Below are 16531 nucleotides of genomic sequence, written 5' to 3' on the forward strand. Positions count from 1 at the left end.
CAGCAGCGTGGCGCTGACCATCGACCAGGCGAACGACAACGTGGGCAGCATCACCGGCCCGGTGGCCAACGGCGGGCTGACGGACGACGCGACGCCGGAGCTGCAGGGCACGACGTCGCCAGACGCGGTGGTGACGGTGCGCGACGCGGCGGGGACGGTGCTGGGCAGCAGCACCGCAGACGCCCAGGGCATATGGACCTTCCAGCTGGCGGAGCTGGCGGACGGGGAGCACAGCTTCACGGCCGAGGTGACCAGCGCGGCGGGCAACCGCAGCGAGGCGACCTTTAGCCTGAACATCGATACCACGCCGCCTGAGCCAGTGGTGATCCAGCAGCTGCAGGATGATGTCGGCACGGTGCAGTTCACCGCTTCCGTGGCGGGCAACGTCACCGACGATCCGGCGCCGACCTTCAGCGGCACGGCGGAAAAAGGCGCGCTGGTCACCCTCTATGACAACGGCGTGCTGCTGGCGACGGTAAAAGCCGATGACGTGGATGGTAGCTGGAGCTACACGCCAACCACTAATCTGCTGGAAGGCACGCACGGCATCACCGCAACGGCCACCGATGCGGCGGGCAACGTCTCGGCGCTCAGCGACAGCTGGAACTTTATCCTGGATATCACCGCGCCTAACGTCGGTATCTCTAAAAACTCAGAGGAGTCGCTGAGCGGCGTGACCGAGCCGGGCGTGATTGTGGTCGTCATCGATAAAAACGGCAGCGAATATCGCACCACCGCCGATCAGCAGGGCAACTGGGTGATTGCGCCCAACCCAATCGCGGCGGGTGAATCGGGCCAGATCTACGCCATCGATCCCGCGGGCAACCAGGGCGAGGCGCTGGCGTTCCAGGGATCGGCGCTGGCGAGCTACGATCTGCTGAACGAGAGCGCCCAGGTGAACAGCACCACGGCGGGGGACCAGCTCAACCCCTCCACCGTCCGGCTGGCGGACGGGCGCATCGTGGTCACCTGGCAGGGCGCGGGGGTCTCGGGCACCGAGGTCTACATGCAGCTCTACGAGGCGGACGGGGTGCACAAAATCGGCACCGAGCAGCAGGTTAACCAGCGCACCAGCAACAACCAGGACAGCCCGCAGGTCATCGCCCTGGCGGACGGGGGCTTCCTCATCGTCTACGAGTCCTACAACAACGGGCTGGACAAGGACAACGACGGGGTGATGGCGCGCCGCTACGGGTCGGACGGCCAGGCGGTGACGGACGAGTTCCAGGTGAACACCACCTACAGCGGGGCGCAGAACCGGCCGGGAGCGATGGCCACGGCGGACGGGGGCTACGTTATCAGCTGGGAGAGCCAGGGCACCAGCATCGTGCAGCGCAGCTACGACGCGGACAATAACCCGACCAGCGCCGAGGTGACGGTGGCGACCGGCAGCAGCATGGGCGCGTCGGGCGGGCCGGAGATGGCGGCGTTCACCGACGCGGCGCACGCCGGGATGTACATCACGGTGTGGAACGCGGCGAGCGGGCCGGGCGACACCAGCAGCACGGGCGTGGTGGGCCAGGTGTTCGCGGCGGACGGCACCCCGCTGGGCGGAAGCGTGCAGATAAACACCACCACGGACAGCGCGCAGAACTACCCGGACGTTATCACCCTGAGCGACGGCAGCGTGGTGGTGTTCTGGGACAGCAGCGACAGCGGAGCGAACGGCTCGGACATCCGGGCGGTGCACTACCGGGTGGACGCGACGACCGGGGCGCTGACCCTGGCGGGCAGCGGAGACTTTATCGTCAACAGCTACACCAGCGGCAAGCAGTACAAGCCGGTAGGGGTGGCGCTGGAGGACGGAGGCTACCTGCTCATCTGGGGCTCGGAGGGCGGGGACGGAAGCGGCTCGGCCATCTACGCCCAGCGCTTCGACGCGAATGACAACCGGGTGGGCCGGGAGTTCCTGGTGAACACCACCACCAGCGGCAACCAGGGCAGCGGCGGAGACTCGGTGGACGCGACCCACATCCTGGACGCGGCGCTGACGGCGGACGGGGGCGTCTACGTCACCTGGCAGTCGGACAACGTGGACGGGTCGGGCACCGGCATCGAGGGCATCGTCATCGACGTGGACGCGGCGTTCTACTCGGAGTACGCGGTGAACAGCACCACGGCCGGGGACCAGACGGTGTCGTCGGTGGCGAGCCTGCCGGACGGCGGGGCGGTGGTGGTGTGGCAGTCGGCGAGCGGCGACGGGTCGGGGAGCTGCATCCGGGCGCAGCTGCTGGACGCGAAGGGCGAGCCGGTGGGGGCGGAGTTCACGGTGAACAGCACCACGGCGGGGGACCAGCTGACGCCGCAGGTGGCGGTGCTGGCGGACGGAACGGTGCAGGTGGTGTGGAGCACCGACTCGGGCGCGCACATCAAGGGCCAGGGGCTGACGTACAGCTACGACGCGGCGGGGAACGTCAGCGGGCTGGCGGCGAGCGGGGCAGAGTACAGCGTCGACAGCAGCACGGCGGCGAGCAAGATGCGGGTACCGGTGATTGCGGCGCTGGAGGACGGGGGCTACCTGGTGGTGTGGGAGGCGAGCCTGAGCGGCAGCTGGGTGGTCTACGGCCGGCAGTACGACGCGGACGGCACGCCGGTGACGGGGGAGACGGTGCTGGCCACCACCGGGCTGAACGCCAACGCCCTGATCGCCGAGTGGGAGCCGCTGCCGTCGGTGGCGGTGCTGGAGAACGGCCAGGTGGCGGTGACCTACGCCATCAAGGCGACCGGCTATGACGTGGGCGTGTCGGTTTACGATCCGTCAGCTCACCTCGTCAGCAGCAGCTTCGTGGCGAACCAGACCCTGACCGGCAATCAGGCCTCATCGGCGGTGAGCGCGCTGGACAACGGCAACTACGTGGTGACCTGGGACTCCAACGACACCAGCGGGCCGGATCAGAGCGGCTACGGGGTGTGGGGCCGCATCTACGCGGCGGGCGGCACGGCGCTGACCGACGAGTTCCTGATCAACACCGCGACCGCCGGGGATCAGCACATGGCGCGCGTGGTAAGTCAGGCGGACGGCAGCTTCGTGGCGGTGTTCCTGTCGGCGACGGACACCGCGCCGGGGGCGGGCACCAGCGGGATCTACGCCCAGTACTTCGACGCGGCGGGCAACAAGGTTGGGCAGCAGATGCAGATCAACCAGCTGACCTACGGCGAGCAGGTGGAGGTTGACGCCACCTTCCTGGCGGGCGGGCAGCTCTACGTTACCTGGACCGACAAGGGAGTAGGCGACGGGGACGGCTCGGCAATCAAAGGCCGTCTGGTAGATCTGAACGAAACCCTGGGGCTCACCGCGGAAACGGGCGCGACCCATATCGCGTATCAGCCTGCGCAGTACGATCTTAACGGTACGGACGGCAGCGATATTCTGGATGCGCGCGGCGCCAGCTCCGTAGATGCCAAAGAGGGCGACGACACCATTGTGATCAACAGCACCAGCTTCACCAGTATTAACGGTGGATCGGGTTATGACACGCTGGTGTGGGACTCAAATAACGATTTTGATATAGGCGCGGTATCGGCCAAAGTCAGCGGCATTGAAGCGATCCATATGGGCAATAATACGGCGCAGACGTTAATTATCAGCGCCAGCGATGTCCTCGACCTGACCAGCGAAAATGGTGAGCAGGCGAATACATTGCGTATTACCGGCGATGTGGAGAGTGAAAACCTGAATAAGACGATTGATACCGTAAATATCGGCAAATCGGAGTGGAGTGTCTCAAGCGCTCAAACAGAAAACGGCGTTCAGTACGATGTCTATGTGAATAACGATGACAATACGGTCAGGCTGTTAATTCAACAGGGCATGAACGTTATTTAACGCTACGAGTGGGCGGTGGCGTCTGTCACCGCCCTTTTTCACACCTGCGCAATCCAGATAGCGCGCACGGCAGGGCCTTTTATGCAAAATCGGGAAAGAGATCATTCAGAGTAAAGTTATAAATATATAAACTTAAGCAACATAAAAAACTAAATATATACATATTGCAGAATTAACGTTGGAAAATGAGACTCTGGCGATTAAAACATAACCTGTCGCTAACCGATTCACGCGACTGAAAATAATAGCCAGCTCATTTCACTTGTTATTTAGAGTTAACCATGAAAAAAACACAATTTGCAGTAAAGGCGAGCGGTTCGTTGCGTCGTTTAATAATGGGGCTGGTGTTATTCAATCCATTATTAAATGCTCATGCGACCGAATTTCTCGAAATGATCCGCATGACGGCGGATCATCCAGCGGTTCGCTCGGCCACTTCATCCGGCACCGGCGCATATTATGATATTGAGCAGGCGAAAGCCGCCGATGGATTACAGGTCAGCACCGGCATCAGCGCGGTTGGCTATTCCGGCCAGCCGGGCTATGAAAATAACCTGCTGTCGCCGCACGTCTCTGTCAGTAAATTACTCTATGACCACGGCCGCACCGATGCCAGCGTGGCAGGAAAAGAGGCGGCCTGGTCTAAACAGCAGGCGCAAATTAACGTCACGCGGGAAGAGTTAAATCAGCAGGTCTTGTCGCTGTTCACCACCGCCGTTACCAATGCCCGCGTGGTTCTGGTGCTGGATAAAGAGATTGTGGCACTGCAGGATCTGCTGGGACGGGTGCAGAGCATCGCCCGCATCGACGCCGGCCGCGCGTCGGAGATCAATCAGGTGGCGACCCGACTGAACGCCGTGGTCGCCAGCCGCGAAATGTACAACACCAGCTGCCAGCAGGCGCAGGCGCAGCTCGGCACGCTGCTCAATCAGAAAGTCAGCCTGGACCACGCTTTGCCCGACCTGAAAAAAGCGCGCCTGCTGCCCGCGTCGCTGCAACAGGCGCAGCAGGTGCTGATGGATAATCCCAGCTGGAAGCTCTCCCATTTTGTCAAAGAAGAGGCAAAAGCCGCCGTTGAACTGGCGTCGAAGTGGAATCGCCCAAAGTGGGCTGTCCAGCTCAGCCTGGACAGCCCGAAACGCAACGGTGAAATGGAGCCCTTTAAGGCGGTCACGGTGCAGCTCAGCAGCGATATCAACCTGTGGGACGGCGGCGCTGGACGCGCCGCTACAAAGGCCGAAACGCAACGTCTGATCGCCGCTGAGGCGGATCAGGACGCGACGCTGCGCGCCTTACAGCAGCAGCTTGATCAGCTCTGGATCTCGCTGCCGCTGCGCGAGCGGCAAATCGACGCGCTGCACCGCCAGTCGGAATCGGCGCTGAAAACCTGGAAAGCGGGCGAGGTGCAGTTCTTCGCCGGTCAGCGTCCGTTGACCGATCTGATCTCCTTCGCGACCGACTATTACTCCAGCCTGGCCTCATACCACGAACAGCAGATGCAATACCTCGCGGCGCAATGGCAGATCGTCGCCGCGCTCGGCAAAACCAGCGAGCTGGCGCAGCGCGTAGGATCCCTGCCGGCCAGTCCGATTGAGGACGTGCGCTAACGCCCGTTAAACATGCCGTCTGTACAGCGCCGCGCGTTTGCCGCCGCGCCTGCAGGGATAAGCCGTCCAGAGGAAAAAAACCGTGACTGACATTCATCTTGAGCCTGCGGGCTCCGAACTCAACGCCCACAAAGCGCCGGCGGCCGCCAGTCCGCCGCCGGGTATGCAGGCGTCGCTGCTGACCGCATTACAGCGCGCGCTGCGCCTGTTTGACGTGCGCATCAGCCTCAACACCCTTGGGGCCAATATGCCGGCCTTCCCGCCGCATGACGCCGCCGGGCAAAATCAGTGGGCGCTGCGCGCGCTGCACAGCCGCGGCGTCAGCGCGGCGTGGCAGCAGATCGACCTCGCCGACATCAAAAGCTTCGTGCTGCCTGCGGTAATGCGGCTCGAAACCGGCTACTGCGTGCTGACGCGCTGCAGCGAAGAGCGCTGCGCCATTATCGATCCGGCACTGGGCGAACGGCCGGTAGAGGTGGCGTTCGCCACGCTGGCGCAGCACTACCCGGGCGAGCTGCTGCTGCTGCGCCCGACCTCCTGCCTCGATCGCCGCGCCGATGACCTGGTGCGCGTCGGCGAGGGGCACTGGTTCTGGCACACCCTCTGGGGGTTTAAGCGCTACATCTATGAGGCCGCCGCGCTCTCTGTGGTGATCAATCTGCTGGTGCTGGCGATGTCGATCTTCACCATGACGGTCTATAACCGGGTGCTGCCCAACCAGACCTACGTCACGCTCTGGACCATGGCGATCGGCGTCACGCTGGCGCTGCTGTTCGAGCTGGCGGCGCGTCTGGGGCGCGCCTGGATCACCGATCGCGCCGGCAAAAAGATCGACCTGGTGCTCGGCGCGCAGCTATTTCGTCATGTGCTGCAGGGCAAAATGGCGAACCGCGCGCAGTCGAGCGGCGCCTTCGGCAATATCATGCAGAGCTTTGACAGCGTGCGCGAACTGACCACCTCCGCCGCGCTGACCACCGTCGCCGATCTGCCCTTTGTGCTGCTGTTTTTACTGGTCATTCATATGGTGGCCGGGCCGCTGATGTGGTGCGTGATCCTGATCCTGCTGATTATCGTGACGATGGTGCTGCTGATGCAGCTTCCCTTAAAGCGCCAGGCTGAAGAGTCGATGAACATTGGCAGCAACCGATACGGGCTGGTGATTGAGTCGCTCGACAACCTCGAAACCATCAAGGTGCTGCGCGCGGAAAACCTTGTCGCCGCTAAGCACGACATCGCCAGCGTGAAGCTGGCCTCGGTCAATATGAAGTCGCGCTTTCTCGCCACCATGGGCTCCAGCATCATCCAGACCACGCAGCAGTTCGGCACGGTGATCCTGCTGGTCTGGGGCGCCTACCTGGTGGGCGACGGCGAAATATCGATGGGCGGCATTATTGCCACCATGACGCTGATGGGACGCGCCATTATGCCGATCGCCACGCTGGCGGCGCTGGGCTTGCGTATCCAGCAGGCGAAAACGTCGCTGACCATCCTCAATAAGGTGATGGCGGCGCCGAGCGAGCGCGATAAAGAAAAAGTCTATGTGCAGCTGCCGCCCGGCAGGCAGATGGATATCGAGTGTCAGGACGTGACGTTCCGCTACAAAGAGGATCTGCCCGCCGTGGTGGAGAAGCTGAACGTACGCTTCCGCCAGGGCGAGCGCGTCGCCATTCTGGGCAAAATGGGCAGCGGCAAATCCTCGCTGCTGCGCCTGCTGGTCGGGCTCTATGCGCCCACCTCCGGCACCCTCTCTGTCGCCGGCGTCGATATTAGTCAGGTCGAGCCGGGCGAGCTGCGCACGCGCATTGCGCTGATGAATCAGGAGCCGCGCTTTATGTTCGGCACCCTGCGCGACAATCTGGTGATGGGCGCGCCTTACGCCAGCGACGAGGAGATGCTGAAAGTCGCGAAAATTACCGGCGTCAGCGATATCGTCGCCGCGCATCCGATGGGGTTCGGCATGCCGGTGAGCGAGCGCGGCGAGAATTTTTCCGGTGGTCAAAAGCAGGCGATAGCCCTCGCGCGCGCGGTGCTTTCGCAGCCGGACGTGCTGCTGCTGGACGAGCCGACCTCCGGCATGGATATGGCATCTGAGCGGCAGATCCTGCAGGCGCTGGTGCCCGCGATGGCGGATCGCACGGTGATTATCGTGACCCACCGGCCCGCAGTACTGAAATATGTCGATCGCATCATCGTGATGGATGACGGCGTCAAGGTGGCGGATGGTCCACGAGAAGAGATCCTCGCCCTGCTGAACAGTGGGAAAATTCCGGCGGCATCGGTGCTGCGCGCCGCCGCCCGGCCCGCCGGCGTGGAGATTAGCGCAGAACGCCCGCGCCCGTCTGATGAGGTGGCAGCATGAGCGATATTTCACACCAGACGAAACATCTGCTGGAAAACGGTGCCAGCGAGATCGTGTTGGCGGCGCGTCAGGATCGCTGGGAAGGCTGGCTCTATATTGTCTGGGGCGGCGTGGCGCTGATGGCGCTGGTGCTGCTCTGGGCGGCGAACTTCAATATCGAAGAGGTCACCACCGGCTCGGCCAAAGTGGTGCCCAGCTCGCGCGAGCAGGTGCTGCAGAGTCTGGAAGGCGGCATTTTGCAGGCGCTGCTGGTGCACGAAGGGGACACGGTCGAGAAGGGCCAGGTGGTGGCGAAAATCGACCCGACGCGCGCGCAGGCCTCTTTTCGCGAAAGCGCCAACCGGCTGCTGGCGCTAAAGGCGCAGGCGGCGCGCCTTGAGGCAGAAGCGACCGGCCAGCCGCTCGCGTTCCCGCCGGAAGTGATAGCGGAGCCGGAACTGGTGGCGCGCGAAACTGACGCGTGGAAGCTGCGTAAACGCGCGCTGGACCAGTCGATTGCCGGTTACATGAAGTCAAAAACCCTGCTGCAAAAAGAGCTGGCGATGGCGCGGGAACTCTCCGCCAAAGCGCTGTTGTCGCGCAGCGAAGTGCTGAAGCTGGAGCGTCAGGCGAACGACACCGAACTGCAGATCACCGAGCGGCAAAACCGCTATCGCAGCGAGGCGAACGATGAGCTGTCAAAAGTCGACGTTGAGATGGCCAGCCTGCAGGAAACGGCGCTGGGCCGTCATGACACCCTGGAGCGCACCGAGGTGCGCACCCCGGTGCGCGGCATCGTGAACAGCATCAAAATCAATACGGTGGGCGGCGTGATCCAGCCCGGCGCCGCGATTATGGAAGTGACGCCGCTTGACGATCAGCTGCTGGTGGAAACGCGCATTCGCCCGTCCGACGTCGCCTTTCTTGCGCCGGGTCAGGAGGCGATAGTGAAAATCTCCGCCTACGACTACTCCATCTATGGCGGACTAAAAGGGCATGTGCAGAGCATTAGCCCTGGCGCGCTGAAAGATGATGAGAGCAAAGCCGCGCGGCGGCCTGGCGTCGACGACACCTACTATCGCGTAATGGTGCTGACGGAAAATAACACGCTGGTGAAAAGCGGCAGCCAGGCGCTGCGGGTGATCCCCGGCATGACCGCCACGGTCGATATTCGCACCGGCGAGAAGAGCCTGCTGCAGTATCTGCTGCGGCCGTTGCTCCGCGTGCAGGAGGCGTTCCGGGAGAAATAATAAAAAAAAGCCAGCGCACGCGCTGGCTTGTTTCTGCATCACTTCAGAACAGTGACATGGTCGACGTCAATCTCGCTGTGTCCGTCGTCGCGATCGACTTCCCCCGAAACCCGTACCTTTTTACCGATCAGGTAATGGTCGTCGTCGTCATCATCCACGTCAATACGAATGCGTCCGGTTGCATCCTGCAGCCAGTAGTGGTCGTCATCCGCGCAGCCGGTGATGGTGCCGGTCAGCACCACATGGCGATCGTCACGCATTTTTTTCGCTTCCGCGACCGTCACCTCCTGGCGCGCCAGCGCCGGGGAGGAACAGAGCAAAGCCAGAATAACTAACGCTGATTTTTTCATTTCATACTCCTTTTGTTGAGGTAAACAGCCACTTCCTGGTGTTGGCCGCCAGTTAAAAACTAAAACGGTAGCCGGCGTTGAGCAGGCGCTGATCGAAGCGGCTACCGTCTGTGATATCCGCTTCCATAAACAGGGTGTGGTCGCGCAGCTGCGTGCTGACGCCGACGCCGTTATTCCAGCCGGTGCCCTGGAAAGAGAGTTTTTCGCGCGAGCCGTTCAGCGCGTAGGCGGCGTGGCCCGCATACTCGCGCATCGCGCCCGTTTTGAGATAGGCGTTCAGCCTGTAGCCCGGCTGGCTAATCGCATACCCCGCCAGCACGCTGGCGCGCGCCTGTAACGAGCGGTAGTCCGACAGCTTGATGTCGAGCCCGTTTGAGGCGTGAACGGCGGCGTTATCCTGGTGCGCCAGGGTAAACTGCAGCTGCGGCTCCAGAAAGAGGCCGTCGCGGCCGGAGAGGCTGAAGCGCTTTCCCGCCTCTAGCGAGGCGCTGATGCCGGAGGAAACGCCCTTGCCCGAGACGCGGTTGCCCTGGGTATCCAGCACGCTGAACTGATTTCTCAGGCGGTTGATTTTGGTGACGCTGTCGAGATAGAACCCGGCGTCGCTGATCCAGGTGGTATAGAGGCCGAAATAGGTTGACTGCATCGTGCCGCTGCCGCCCTGGTAGCCGGACGAGCCGTGGCTTGCGCCCATAAAAAAGCCCAGATAGACCGGCATCTCGTCGGCCAGCCGTTTATCCACCCCAAACTGATAGCCGCTGTAATTCAGACTGAACTGGCTGAGCTTGCCGCTGGCAAAGCCGTCAAAGCGGCCGCCTGTGCCGCGCAGCCAGACATTGCCGGCGCGCTGGCCCTGGCGTACGTCGCCCATACGCTGCAGCAACGTCTGCGTTTCGGCGTAGTTCATCAGATAGCCGATATTCAGGAAATTCGCCCCGGCGCTGGCGCTGGTGCTGATTACCGGGGTCGGTTTGCTGTTACTGGGCGGCGTCACGGCGGGCTGTTCCGCGGGTGCCTCCTCCTGGGGAGGAGGGGGCGCGACTTCCTCTTTATCAGACGGCGTCACCGGTTCGACGGGTGTGACCTCCGCTTCATCAGGTGGCGTCGCCGGTTCGATCGGCGTGACCTCCGCTTCATCAGGTGGCGTCGCCGGTTCGATCGGCGTAACCTCCGCTTCATCAGGTGGCGTCACCGGTTCGATCGGCGCGGCATCCTCTTTATCAGGCGGCGTCACCGGATCCACGGGCGTGACCTCCGGCGCTTTATCGTCGGGAACCGGCGCGGGAACCACCTCTTCTTCAGGGGCGATATTGGCCGAAGCAAGCACCCAGTTGGTGCCCTGCTTGTTAACGCGATAGACATAGCCGCCCAGCTCAACGTCTGCATTGCTGGTAAAGGTGGCGGCGCCGTCCGGGGTTTCTACCACTGTCAGAACTTCATCGCCGCGGGTCACGGCGCTGCCGCGGTTTTTGATCGTCAGCCCATAGCTACCGGCGCTGCTGCCCGTCACCATGATTTTGTCGCTGAGATTATTGACGCCGTCACCGTCGCCGACGAGGTCGGTTCGCAGCGTAAAATCGCCGCTGCCGCTCAGGTTCGCCACGGTGAGCGTCGTGCCTGGCGCGTTATCCGCGGCGGCGGAAAGATCCACCTGCGCGCGGTCAAGCTGCAAATTATCGAGGGTTGAGCTGGCGGCGACGCGCCATTCGCTGTCGCTCAGCCTCACGTTAAGGTGACCCTGATCCTTGCTGTCGATAAGGGCGCTACCGTACCAGCGCGACGCCGGGGCAAAATCGAGATCGATTAAGCCGCCGACGGAGATAACGCCTCCGGTGATATCCATCTTGCCCGTGGCGGTAATGATGCCGGGCGCGCCTGCAACATAGGGGGTTGCCAGGGCAACGCCCTGCGGCGACCCCACATCGATCACCGTCTCGCCGGTTAAATTCACTGCGCCGTTGCTAAAGGCATAGACGCCGTAAGCATCCGTTGAGGTGGTGATGGTCAGCCCATCGCCGTTAATCACGCCGCCCTCATAGGACTGCAGGCCCATGCCGCGCACGTGGTCAACCGTGATATCGCTGTTGCGAAGAAGAATGGTCGAGCCGGCAGACTGTGCGGAGGCGCCATAAAGCCCGGTGGTGCTGATGCTGTTGCGGTTGTCTTCGCTTCCCAGAAAATTTAGGGTGACGTTGTCATCCATCGCCACCAGCGCGCCAGCGTTTGCGGTGACGACAACCGAGCCCGGGCCAAGGGTGGTGATGCTGTTCTCGCGACCTTCTATCGCCGGCGACTTGAGGCCAGTTGTTTTGATCGTCAGCGCATCGGCGGTCAGGTTGCCGCCAACGCTCCAGATGCCCGGCGAATTGATGCCGCTGGTAAGCAGCTGCGAATGGCTGCCCAGATCGGCCCGGCTATTAACCTGCATGTTGACGGCAGTAGAGTGGTCGGCAAGGGTTATCACGCTGAGCGCGTCGGCCACCAGGCTAGCGTGCTTACCGTTTGCCTCGCCAACCAGGTTATCGACCCTGACGCCGTGCGCGTCGACGCCGTTGGTTTCAATCAGGCTGCCGTAGCCGATATTCGCCGTGCTGCCATAGCCTGAGATATTGAGGCCAACCCCGTGATTACCCGTTATCGAAATGTGCAGGTTATCGGCCAGCAGCGAACTCTGGCGAATCATCATGCCAGAAGCGTAACCGTCAGCGCTGCTGACCACGATGGCTGACGAACCGGTACCCAGGTTAAGGCTATTGTTTGCGCCAAATACCTCAAGAGCCGAGGCGTGCTTGCCGGTCGCATTAATGGTCAGTCTGTCGGCGTTAAGCGAGCCGTTGGCGCCGAAGATGAGGATGCTGTTAACGCTGCCGGTGGGATCGGTTATGTTGAGAATGCTGCCGGTGCCCAGGTCGATTTTCGGCGTATAGGGTAGCGGAATGAGAATGCCGTACATCGTGGCGGCGTACCTGGCGTCTCCATTAAGCGTCGTGCCGTCTGTCAGGGTGATCACATCGCCGGACTGGCTGCCGATCACCGCCGCACAGGTCATAATGGGCGTGGCGCTTACCCCAAGCGTCATAATGACGACTTTTGCGAGTCTACTCAGCTTAAAAGCGTTATTCATAGCGGTTATTTTCCCCAAGGCGTAATTGTGCTGTGTGTAAATGAAGAGTGTTAAACGTGTTTTATTGCCGGTGCGATTCTTGAATGATTATCTCCGGCTAACTTATTTTTTATTTGCAGGATGGAATTGCAGAGGAATTATGCCGCCGGAAAATAAATGATGTAAAGGAAGCTAAATTAATAGCGTTGCTTTTTTGTTATAATTGTTTATCTGAATTGGCTACTTGATTCAGCAGCTTAGGCTGCATCTTAGGTTGTCATGTTGCTTGATTTTACATGCGATTCTTTTTTGGAGTGGTTTTTTTGCGGCCAGAGTGGCAATAAACGCAATAAAGTCATTAGTGTTTATTAACCGTTACAGGTGTCATTAATAAAATTACGATGTGATAAGGTGTTTTAAAAATAGCGCATCGTTGTCGATTAATGAGAAACGTAACGCGCCTGTTTTTACCCTGTCAGATAAATATCCCAGGCTAAACTGAATAAAGACCTAACCGGAGCTGACCGATGAAAATGAACCCTCATATCGCTAATACCGCCGTGATCGCGGCCAGCCTGCTGCTGGCCGCCTGCGCACAGCACGCCTCCTCACCGCGGTTGAACATGCACAATCCCGCAGCCGACTGGTGTCTGCATTCCGGCGGCAAGCTTTCAGAAGTCAGAACAGAGGCGGGCGTCACCGGCTACTGCACGCTTCCTTCCGGCGAACTCATCGAGCAATGGGCGCTCTATCATCGCGACCATGCGAAAAAGGGATAACGCTTTCTGCCTGCCGCGCATATCAGGGCGCTCGCCCTGATATCACCTTCTCTGATATCTAAAATCATCTTTGCTCATTTCTCTTATATTCATGCCAGTGAGATGCTGTGCCTGTCGCAACATACAGCCGCGACTATGCTGTACGTTTCGCACACAACCTATTCAAGAGGTGAATCATGCAGGCTTTAACCTTAACCGCGCCGGGTGGACTGGATAATCTGACGTTAACCACGCTGGCCGATCCCGGCGAACCGGGCCGTGGCGAAATCCGTGTAGCGATCCACGCGACGTCGCTCAACTACCACGATTTGCTGGTGGCAGAGGGCGCTATTCCTGCCGCGTCGCAGCGCATTATGATGGCGGACGGCGCAGGCGTTGTTGAAGCGGTAGGCGAGGGCGTCAGCGAATTTCAGGTCGGCGATGCGGTAGTGTCGTGCTTTTTTCCGCAGTGGGCAGATGGCCTGCCTTACAGCGAGGTGGCGGACTTTACCCGCACGCCGGGCGATGGCGCTGACGGTTTTGCCGCCGAGGTGGTGGTGCGTCCCGCCAGCGCCTTTACCCTGGCGCCAGCAGGCTGGAGCCACGCCGAGGCGGCGACCATCACCACGTCTGGCCTGACCGCCTGGCGCGCGCTGACAGGTGATGCCCAGATTAAGGCGGGTGACACCGTGCTGGCGCTGGGCACGGGCGGCGTCTCGATCACCGCGTTGCAGATTGCCAAAGCGATGGGTGCGCGCGTCATTATCACCTCCTCTTCTGACGAGAAGCTGGCGCAGGCGCGCGCGCTGGGCGCGGATGAAACCATTAACTACCGCACTCAGCCCGACTGGGGCAAGGCGGTGCAGGCGCTGACCCACGGCAAGGGCGCGGATGTGGTGATCGAGGTCGGTGGGCCTGGCACGCTGGCGCAGTCGATCGAGGCGGTCGCCGTTGGCGGACATATCGCCCTGATCGGCGTGCTGACCGGTCGTGAAGGGGTGGTCCCGACATCGCTGCTGATGGCTAAGCAGGCAAAAATTCAGGGTCTGATCGTCGGCAGTCGCCGCCAGCAGCAGGCGTTCGTCGCCGCGCTGAATCAGACAGGTTTGCGCCCGGCGATCGGCGAGCGCTTCAGCGGGCTAACCTCCCTCGCCGAGGCGTTTGCTTTGCAGCGCAGCGGCGGGCATTTCGGCAAAATCGTCGTTGAATGGTAAATATTCAGGAACCCCTAATGAAACTCAATGCAATCAACTGGCCCGAGGAATTTATTCCGGGCTTTACCGATAACTTTTGCTCAAACGAAGTCATTGTCGCCGGACTCAGCGCGCAGGATATCTGGCCGCTGCTGGTCACGCCGTCGCTGTGGCCCAGCTACTACGCTAACTCGGCCAACGCGCGCTTTTACGACAACAAAGGGCCGGAGCTGGAGCAGGGTGTGCGCTTCTACTTCGAGACCTTTGGCTTTCCGGTGGAGTCGCGCGTAACCGAATTCGCGGCGCCGACGCACGGCGAGCCGGGACGCGTCTCCTGGCACGGCTGGGCGGGAGAAGAGGGCGCAGCGGATCGTCTGGATGTGCTGCACGCCTGGCTGGTGGAAGATCTCTCAGAAAACCGTGTGCGCATCCTGACGCAGGAAGCTCAGAACGGGCAGCCAGCCCGAGAGCTGGCAAGCGCGAAACCTAACCCGATGATCAATGGTCATCAGGACTGGCTTGAGGGTCTGGTGGCCGCGGCCGGGGCGAAAAAAGCAGGACGAGGATAAACTCCGCCAGGGAAAAGGAAACCGCCCCAAAGGGGGCGGTCGCCTGGCTTACTTGCCTGCTGTGTTGATGACAACAGATATGGAGTTACCGGAAATTTCCCAGTTTCCCTTTCCTGATGACAGCAACGCACCAGATACAACGATTACAATACAGATGTACCGTTTCATTGTGCGGTCCATGCAAAGACCGCTTCACGACACCACCACCGGAGATAGCGCCGCGAATGCAAGCACTAGGTTGTGCTGGCGTTTACGGCCGTTGGACATCCTTCCCTGAACCCGGTGCCCGCTTGCTAAGGCGGCGGGAAGACCCGCCGGAATTGTATACTGTTTGGCCACAACAGAAACTTGACACCCGATATAAAGCGGAACACTATATCGGCACTAGGTTGTGCTGGCGTTACGTTGGTAACGCAGCCCTGCTGGCAAGGCCGCTAACCTGGCCAGCACAAAAAAACCGCCGTTAAGGCGGTTTTTTTGTTTGGGTCGGCTACTCAGCCAGCCTGCTCTTTTCCTGCCTTCAAACGATTACCCAGGGACCGCTCGCTGCCGTGCGACCTGATTAGCCGCGCCGTTCCGCCACTGAGGCCTAACGCTGTCGCCGACGCCTGGGGCAAGATGGCGCAGGCCGTTATCTCAACGGCGACGGCCTGTCGCGAGAGAGCCCGGTTGGATCTCTCGCGGCAGCGCTGCAATAATCTGATCCCACCCCGTTTATCAAGGAGAGAGCTATGACCGTACCCGTGGTCGCCATTTTTATCGCCAAACCCGGCAGCGAAAGCGAGCTGGAAGCGCTGTTTCGCGGCGTTATCGACACCACGCTGCAAGAAGAGGGCTGCATCAGCTATCAGCTGAACCGCGATACCGACAATCCGCGTCGCTTTGTCTGGACGGAAGAGTGGCAGTCACAAGCGCTGCTGGATCAGCATATTCGCGCCGCGCATATCGTCACGCTGTTTGACGCCATTAAGCCGCTGATTGAGCGTTCCGACGTCATCGTGCTGGAGAAAGCGGCAGGCGGACAAGCCTGACCCTGAGCAACGAGCAGGCGCCAGCCTGCTCTCTCTGTTCAGACGATGTGAAAATCAGTTCACCAGCCGCCAAATCTCCTGCGGTATAACGGTGTAAATTCTATTCATGATCAGTTCCGCCTTGCGGTGATCGTAAGCGCCTTCAAAGGAAGAGAGATCGGTCGAGGGTATTTTCTTCCGCATATAGCTGGTGACAATATCCAGAATATCGGTAGAAGGACAGCGTCTGAAGGTCATCAGATAGTCAGATTTAGTCATTAGTTATTTTCCTGGTGGGAATGTCCCTGAAATAAAATGGCTTGCGCCATGAAAAAATTAATAGTTCACCTTTATCCCTGAATGAGCAGGGTTATTTCCCTGACTAAAGGCGGCGCAGAGATAGAGAAATACCTTTTGCCCTGAACGTTATAAATAGTGCGGCGAGAGAGATCAACCCCGGCGAGAAAAGGAAGTTTAGGGGAAAAGAGTTTGGGCGGAGGCAGGAATAACGCCCGCAGAATAATTAA

General features: G+C 60.6%; 11 protein-coding genes. 8 read left to right on the forward strand and 3 right to left on the reverse strand.

The window, feature by feature from the left end; genetic code table 11:
- From B2J69_RS11485 to B2J69_RS11500, 4 genes are all read left to right on the forward strand, one after another.
- On the forward strand, positions 1–3826 hold a 3826-nt coding region (locus B2J69_RS11485), incomplete at its 5' end, for an Ig-like domain-containing protein (protein ID WP_143806278.1).
- A gap of 320 nt (positions 3827–4146) precedes the next feature.
- On the forward strand, positions 4147–5433 hold the full coding sequence (locus tag B2J69_RS11490; protein WP_158083430.1) for a TolC family protein: 1287 nt from the start codon (positions 4147–4149) through the stop codon (positions 5431–5433).
- A gap of 82 nt (positions 5434–5515) precedes the next feature.
- On the forward strand, positions 5516–7792 hold the full coding sequence (locus B2J69_RS11495) for a type I secretion system permease/ATPase (protein WP_081139428.1): 2277 nt from the start codon (positions 5516–5518) through the stop codon (positions 7790–7792).
- On the forward strand, positions 7789–9021 hold the full coding sequence (locus B2J69_RS11500; RefSeq protein ID WP_081139429.1) for an HlyD family type I secretion periplasmic adaptor subunit: 1233 nt from the start codon (positions 7789–7791) through the stop codon (positions 9019–9021). Before B2J69_RS11495 ends, B2J69_RS11500 begins: the two co-directional genes overlap by 4 nt.
- 38 nt (positions 9022–9059) lie before the next feature.
- Here B2J69_RS11500 and B2J69_RS11505 read toward each other — a convergent pair whose 3' ends face one another.
- Together B2J69_RS11505 and B2J69_RS11510 are read right to left on the reverse strand one after the other, a co-directional pair.
- Positions 9060–9371, reverse strand: a complete 312-nt coding sequence (locus B2J69_RS11505) for a NirD/YgiW/YdeI family stress tolerance protein (RefSeq protein ID WP_081139430.1) — start codon at positions 9369–9371, stop codon at positions 9060–9062.
- Positions 9372–9423: 52 nt separating this feature from the next.
- Positions 9424–12450: an autotransporter outer membrane beta-barrel domain-containing protein gene (locus B2J69_RS11510; protein WP_158083431.1), complete on the reverse strand. Its 3027-nt coding sequence runs from the start codon at positions 12448–12450 to the stop codon at positions 9424–9426.
- 551 nt (positions 12451–13001) lie between these two features.
- Between B2J69_RS11510 and B2J69_RS11515 the strand changes: the two genes are divergently transcribed.
- The 4 genes from B2J69_RS11515 (at position 13002) to B2J69_RS11530 (ending at position 16025) form a co-directional block, all read left to right on the forward strand.
- Complete coding sequence (locus B2J69_RS11515; protein ID WP_236722711.1) at positions 13002–13253, forward strand: putative hemolysin; 252 nt, start codon at positions 13002–13004, stop codon at positions 13251–13253.
- Between the two features lie 176 nt (positions 13254–13429).
- Entirely contained in the window at positions 13430–14446 is a 1017-nt protein-coding gene (locus B2J69_RS11520) for a zinc-dependent alcohol dehydrogenase family protein (RefSeq protein WP_081139432.1), read from the forward strand.
- 17 nt (positions 14447–14463) lie between these two features.
- Complete coding sequence (locus B2J69_RS11525) at positions 14464–14994, forward strand: SRPBCC family protein (RefSeq protein WP_081139433.1); 531 nt, start codon at positions 14464–14466, stop codon at positions 14992–14994.
- Between the two features lie 731 nt (positions 14995–15725).
- Complete coding sequence (locus B2J69_RS11530) at positions 15726–16025, forward strand: putative quinol monooxygenase (RefSeq protein WP_081139434.1); 300 nt, start codon at positions 15726–15728, stop codon at positions 16023–16025.
- A gap of 54 nt (positions 16026–16079) precedes the next feature.
- Here B2J69_RS11530 and B2J69_RS11535 read toward each other — a convergent pair whose 3' ends face one another.
- Entirely contained in the window at positions 16080–16283 is a 204-nt protein-coding gene (locus B2J69_RS11535; protein WP_081139435.1) for an Hha/YmoA family nucleoid-associated regulatory protein, read from the reverse strand.
- Positions 16284–16531: the final 248 nt, after the last annotated feature.

Source organism: Pantoea latae, from assembly GCF_002077695.1.
GTDB classification, from domain to species: Bacteria; Pseudomonadota; Gammaproteobacteria; order Enterobacterales; family Enterobacteriaceae; genus Pantoea; species Pantoea latae.

Bases quoted from the DNA above. Each gene is read 5' to 3' on its own strand.
- B2J69_RS11500 (WP_081139429.1), top strand. From the start codon at position 7,789: ATGAGCGATATTTCACACCAGACGAAACATCTGCTGGAAAACGGTGCC.
- B2J69_RS11515 (WP_236722711.1), top strand. From the start codon at position 13,002: ATGAAAATGAACCCTCATATCGCTAATACCGCCGTGATCGCGGCCAGC.
- B2J69_RS11525 (WP_081139433.1), top strand. From the start codon at position 14,464: ATGAAACTCAATGCAATCAACTGGCCCGAGGAATTTATTCCGGGCTTT.
- B2J69_RS11535 (WP_081139435.1), bottom strand. From the start codon at position 16,283: ATGACTAAATCTGACTATCTGATGACCTTCAGACGCTGTCCTTCTACC.
- B2J69_RS11530 (WP_081139434.1), top strand. From the start codon at position 15,726: ATGACCGTACCCGTGGTCGCCATTTTTATCGCCAAACCCGGCAGCGAA.
- B2J69_RS11520 (WP_081139432.1), top strand. From the start codon at position 13,430: ATGCAGGCTTTAACCTTAACCGCGCCGGGTGGACTGGATAATCTGACG.
- B2J69_RS11510 (WP_158083431.1), bottom strand. From the start codon at position 12,450: ATGACGCTTGGGGTAAGCGCCACGCCCATTATGACCTGTGCGGCGGTG.
- B2J69_RS11505 (WP_081139430.1), bottom strand. From the start codon at position 9,371: ATGAAAAAATCAGCGTTAGTTATTCTGGCTTTGCTCTGTTCCTCCCCG.